Origin of the sequence: Chondromyces apiculatus DSM 436, from assembly GCF_000601485.1 — a bacterium.
GTDB lineage: Bacteria > Myxococcota_A > Polyangia > Polyangiales > Polyangiaceae > Chondromyces > Chondromyces apiculatus.
The window spans coordinates 1-5,682 of record NZ_ASRX01000148.1; the positions used below are offsets into that span (position 1 = coordinate 1).

The window sequence follows — 5,682 nt, forward strand, 5'->3', positions numbered from 1 at the left end:
CCGAGGACCGCATCGACCCTTCCGCGCGCAGCGCCGGTCACGGCGGCGCTGCCCTCCTCCCTCGCCCCCGCCCTCCACCAGGAACGCCCCTGGTGCGTAGCGCTCCACCACCCCTCGCCCCGCGCCTTCCCGCCCGGCCCCTGCTTCCCCCACCAGCGACCACGCCGGCCGTTGAAAATCGTAATCGCGCGCCAGGAGCCCCGCGGGCCGCACCTCCTCCTCCACGGATACCCGCGTCACCTCCCCGCGCCCGAGCCCCCCCACCGGCCGCTCCACGTACCGCAGCACCTCCCTGCCCTGCGCCCCCACCTCGTGCAGCGCATCGCTCAGCACCACCCGCGCGCCCCCCGCGCCCTCTCCCTCGTCCTCCCCCGCCTCGCTGAAGCAGTACGCAATCCCTGCCTCCTCCAGCGAGCGGCTCACGAAATCGAAGTCCGACTCCCCGTACTGCACCCGGTGCGGGTGCCGCGGGTGCTCCTCGCGCAGGCGAAACCTCACCTCGCCGCCGAGCCCCCAGCCCGCGAGCACCTCCTGCACCATGGCCGGCGTCGACACCCCGCGGAACACCCGGTAGCGCGTGCTCTGCGTCAGCCACCAAAGCCGTGGTGCAATGCGCAGCTCGTACGTCGACAACCCCACCTCTCCCTCCCCGACCTCCACCCCTTCCGCGAGCCGCGCCTGCGTGCAGACCCCTTCCCACCGCCGCCCTTCTCCCACCACCTCCAGCGCCGCCGCTTCTCCCACGAGCCGCCGCAGATCCAGCAGCGCATCCTGACACCGCGCCACCACCCGCACCGACCACAGCGCCGACACCGCCTCCTTCACCTGGAACCAGTGCACCTCCATCGCCTCGCCGCACGCGAGTTCCAGCGCCAGCAACCGCTCACCGCCCACCGCCATGCTCCTTGCCTGGAGCGAACGACGGATCCTGCCCCTGGCGCGCCCCGCACCTCCGCGCCTCCGGATCCAATCTCGCCCTCTACAAACAAATCGGCCCCACTCCCGGAACGGCTCACGAAATCCGCCGACCCCTCCCGGAAAAAAGAGACCCCCACCCGCACCCTCCCGACCCGCCGCGGGACAGGCGCCAGCAGCCATCCGCCCACCCCGCATCCTTCCGGCGCCCTCACGCTCCCGAGGACGCCACCGTCCGACACTCACCCCTCACCCCTGTGTGCCGTCTCACCCCCCGTACCCACCCCCCGGCCCACCCAGCCCCCGAAATCGAACCTTTTTGCATAGAGGTCGACACTATTTTCATCGACGTCGATGGGCGGCTCATCGACGTCGATGAACGCGCCAACGACGTCAGGGGGCAACTCATCGACGTCGACGGGCGGCTCATCGACGTCGATGGGCGACTCATCGACATCAAGGAGATGGTTCGTCGAGGTCAAGGAGCGCGCCAACGAGGTCGACGGGCGGCTCATCGACGTCGATGGGCGACCCATCGAGGTCAAGGAGCGCGCCAACGAGGTCGACGGGCGGCTCATCGACGTCGATGGGCGACTCATCGAGGTCAGGGAACGCTCCAACGAGGTCGACGGGGTGGCTCATCGAGGTCAGGGAACGCGCCAACGAGGTCGATGGGGTGGCTCATCGAGGCCGACGGGCGGCTCATCGAGGTCAAGGAGCGCGCCAACAAGGTTCTGTACCTCTGAGAAAAAGTGGAGGGCATTGCTGGTCCCCGAGCCGCGGTGGGCGACATCTGCCGGGGTGGGAGAAGATCCAAGCTGCCCCACCCACCGGACCTCTCTGATCCTTCGGCGCTTCTCTTCGGTGTGCTCACCGAACCGCTGGATGGCGCAGAAAAGGTAGGAGGGCAGTGCTGGTCCCTGGGCCGCGGCGGGCGCCATCAGCCGGAGTTGGGAGAAGAACCAAGCCGCCATCGGCCACGCGCCGAGCAACCTTCCCTCCTGCTGCATGCAGGGAAGAAGGAGCCCGGCCAACCCACCGAGCCGACCGGTTTCGGTGCGGCCTCCATGTATCTACAATTCCGGTGAGCGGGACCGAATTACCGGTTTGGGCGGCCGGAGGAAGAAAAGAAGGCCTGCGCTGTTCCTCGCGGGAACTCTTGCTCGTTGGCTGCAATGCCAGGAGAGCCGGTGTTCATGTCGACGAACACCTCGGCGCAGGCGTAGACGCGGCGCTTGTCCGCCACCGCCTTCTCAAGAGCAGCGTGGAGGCTTGCCATGGGCGCGCTCCTGGAGCCGTCGTTGCCGTCATCGCCGCGGCTGCGCGAGACCCACACCCCGCAGCTCTCATCGACGGCCCCGCTGCTCAGGCTCGGGACACACTCCGCCGGCGTCCCTCCACCGCTCCCCCCGTTGCCGCCTCCACCGGTGCTCGTGCTGTCTGTCTCGAACCGATCCAGCCCGCTGAGTCGCGCACACCCTGCAGCAGCGACGAGCAAGACGAGGCCGCAGACATAGCTGCCCACCCCCGGTCCGTGCTCGGCGCTACGCGCCTGCGCGCGTCCCGCCCCTCCCTTGCCCCGCGCCGCGCGCGGGCCGGGAGGGGCCTGTATGTGGACCCTTGTCGCTGACGATGCGCGTGTCGAGGCTTGCCGTCGCTGCTCCATGTCGCCGTCTCCTTCACGAGGCCAGGCCGCCACGAGGGCAGGCTACGTGGGCCGTTCTGTGCGCACGCAGGTGCACAGGACCTCCAGCGTCAGCTCACCCTCTACAAACAAATCGGCTGCTCTTCCGGAATGGCTCACCAAATGGCACGCCGACGCGGACAAAAAAGCTGGAGGGCAGTGCTGGTCCCTGGGCCGCGGCGGTACATCCGCCGGAGTGGGAGAAGATCCAAGCTGCCATCGGCCACACACCGGACATCTCTGATCCTGCTGCAGTCAGGGATCTCTGCACCTGCTGCAGTTCAGGCAAGGGAAGAGTTAGCCCGGCCTACCCACCGAGCCGACCGGGTTCGGTACGGCCTCCATGTATCTGTATTACGGTGAGCGGGAGCGAATTGCCGGTCGGGGAGGAGGAACGAGCGAAAAGAAGGGGTGCGCTGTTCCTCAAGGGAACTCTTGTTCGTTGACGGTAAAGCCAGCGGAGCCGCTGTTGAGGGCTGCATCTGCATCACCTCCAGGTCCGCCCACCCCAGCCGTGCCCTGCAGAAGTCGACCATCGCCCGACGTCACCACAGCGGTGCCGCGGTACGCGATGGAAAACGCATGTCCGCCAGATCCACCGCCGCCAGGACCACCTCGTCCGCCCTTGCCCCCGTTGCCGCCATCGCAAGCATCGTTGGCGAGACCAACCGACTCTCCACCATCCCCCCCATCGCCTCCAGCGCCACCCGCTTGCAGGTCACCGCCAGCCCCTCCGTTGCCACCGTTGCCGGCCTGGAGGGTGCAGGCGTTGAGGGTGAGCTGGGCGTTGACGCTGACGAGGGCAATGCTGGAGCCGCCAGCCCCACCGCCTTGCCCTGGCTTGCCGCCGCAGCCACCGCCGCCCCCGCTGCCGCCGCTGGCGCCAGCGCCTGGCATGTTTCCACCGCAGTTGGCCAGTCCCTTGGCGCCGCCGCCGCCGCCGCCACCTTGCCCTGGCTTTCCAGCAGTGCCGGAACTGCCGCTGACGCCGACGTAGCCTGCGTCGGGAGACAAGGTGCCGAGCCCGGTGCCCCCCAGACCAGGCTCGCCATCGGTGCCTGGAGACCCTGGGTTTGCAAATCCTCCTTCTGGGATGCAGGCCCAGCCTGTGCCTGTAGCCGGTTCGCCGGTTCCGGGTTCTCCGAGTGTGCCCACCACGCCTGCCTCGCCATCCATGCCCATGGTCACGGCCCCATCGCCGCCTTTGCCGCCGATGGACATGTCCTGCCCCTCGCAGGTGCTCGTCACCTGCGCACCGCCTGCCAGCGTCGCGTTCGGCCCCAGCGTGCCACTGCAGGCGTTGACGCCGGCGTTGCCGGCAGCGCCCCCCGCTGCTTGCGGGATCGGATCTCCTGGCATAGCTGGTTCTGCGCCCGGCGCGCCTGCGGCTCCCGCGGCACCGTTGCCGGCGACGACCTCGCAGCGGGTGAGCGTGGCGCTGACCTCCGCGGCGAGCACGCCGATGGAGGACGCACCAGGCGTGACGGCATCGGGCGCGCGGATGACGAAGTCGTCGAGGGTGGTGCTCCGCTCGGCCCCGGCGAGCAAGCGCAGGGCGGGCACGTCGGCCGGTCCTTGCACGGTGGTCTTGAGTCCGTCGCGCCAGACGCCACCCGCATCGCAGTCGAGCCCCCCGAAGAGGGTGACGCCGGCAGGCACCTCGACGGCCTCCTCGAACACCTCGGCGCAGGCGTAGACGCGACGCTTGTCCGCCACCGCCTTCTCAAGAGCAGCGTGGAGGCTTGCCATGGGCGCGCTCCTGGAGCCGTCGTTGCCGTCATCGCCCTTGCTGCGCGAGACCCACACCCCGCAGCTCTCATCGACGGCCCCGCTGCTCAGGCTCGGGACACACTCCGCCGGCGTCCCTCCACCGCTCCCCCCGCTACCTCCCCCTCCATCCCCTCCAGTGCTGCTGCTGTCTGTCTCGAACCGATCCAGCCCGCTGAGGCGCGCACACCCTGCAGCAGCAACGAGCAAGACAAGACCGCAGAGATAGCTGCCCACCCCCGGTCCGTGCTCGGCGCTGCGCACCTGCGCGCGTCCCGCCCCTCCCTTACCCCGCGCCGCGCGCGGGCCGGGAGGGGCCTGCACGTGAGCGCTTGTTGCTGCCGACGTGGGAGTCGAGGTTTGCCAACCCTGGTGCATGTCGCCTTCTCCTTCACGAGGGCAGGCTGCGCGGACCGTGCTGTGCGAGCGCAGCGCACGGGACCTCCAGCGTCAGCTCACCCTCTACAAACCAAATCGGCTCTTCTTCCGGAGCGGCTCACCAGATCGAACGATGTCGTGAAAAAAGTGGAGGGCAGTGCTGGTCCCTGGGCCACGGCGGGCGCCATCAGCCGGAGTTGGGAGAAGAACCAAGCCGCCATCGGCCACGCGCCAGACAGCCCTCCTCCGAAGAAGAAGCCAGCCGGTCGACCCACCGAGCCGACCGATGTCCGGTACGGCCTCCACCCTTCTATATTCCGGTGAGCGAGAGCGCGTGACCACTTCGAGATGCTGAACGACCGAAGAAATTCAAAGGACGTTTCTTCAGGGGAATTTCTGTTCGGTAGCTGCAATGCCAGCGACGCCGCTGTTCATATCAATATCCTCTCCCCCGCCAGGTCCTCCAGCACCCGCCGCACCTTGCTCCAGGCGGTTGTCCCCAGACATGCTGATCATCGTCCCGCTGTAAGCGAGGGCGAGCGCGTGACCGCCGTTGCCGCCCCCGCCGTTGCCGCCGCGACCGCCATAGCCCCCGGTGCCCCCAGCGCATCCTGGCTTCGCACTACCGCTCGGATTTCCTCCAGCCCCACTCGCACCTCCAGGACCACCCGGCTGGAGGTCACCGCCAGCGCCCCCGTTGCCGCCGTTGCCAGCCTGGAGGGTGCAGGCGTTGAGGGTGAGCTGGGCGTTGATGCTGACGAGGGCGATGCTGGCGCCACCCGCGCCGCCGCCTTGCCCCGGCTTGCCGCCGCAGCCGCCACCACCCCCGCTGCCGCCGCTGGCGCCAGCGCCTGGCATGTTTCCACCGCAGTTGGCCAGTCCCTTGGCGCCGCCGCCGCCGCCGCCGCCTTGCCCTGGCTTTCCGGCAGCGCCGGAAC

The 5,682-nt window shown here is 69.0% G+C and carries 5 protein-coding genes and 1 pseudogene; all 6 read right to left on the reverse strand.

All coding sequences use genetic code 11. The features are described 5' to 3' along the window. Window positions 1-900 (reverse strand): phage late control D family protein (locus CAP_RS43040; RefSeq protein WP_044252559.1); only part of this gene is annotated, 900 nt, incomplete at its 3' end. Between the two features lie 257 nt (window positions 901-1,157). Then, the gene (locus CAP_RS43045) at window positions 1,158-1,397 is read right to left on the reverse strand and encodes a hypothetical protein (protein WP_044252562.1); all 240 of its coding nucleotides are present in this window, start codon (window positions 1,395-1,397) and stop codon (window positions 1,158-1,160) included. Next, window positions 1,372-1,557: a hypothetical protein gene (locus tag CAP_RS43050; RefSeq protein WP_044252564.1), complete on the reverse strand. Its 186-nt coding sequence runs from the start codon at window positions 1,555-1,557 to the stop codon at window positions 1,372-1,374. The genes CAP_RS43045 and CAP_RS43050 overlap by 26 nt, the downstream gene beginning before the upstream one ends. A gap of 457 nt (window positions 1,558-2,014) precedes the next feature. After that, window positions 2,015-2,440 carry a hypothetical protein gene (locus CAP_RS43055; RefSeq protein WP_044252567.1) on the reverse strand — a complete coding sequence of 142 codons (426 nt, stop codon included), beginning with the start codon at window positions 2,438-2,440 and terminating at the stop codon, window positions 2,015-2,017. Window positions 2,441-3,022: 582 nt separating this feature from the next. Then, entirely contained in the window at window positions 3,023-4,348 is a 1,326-nt protein-coding gene (locus tag CAP_RS55530; RefSeq protein ID WP_156041687.1) for a hypothetical protein, read from the reverse strand. Between the two features lie 780 nt (window positions 4,349-5,128). Then, window positions 5,129-5,682: pseudogene (locus tag CAP_RS55535) on the reverse strand (hypothetical protein); the annotation flags it as partial.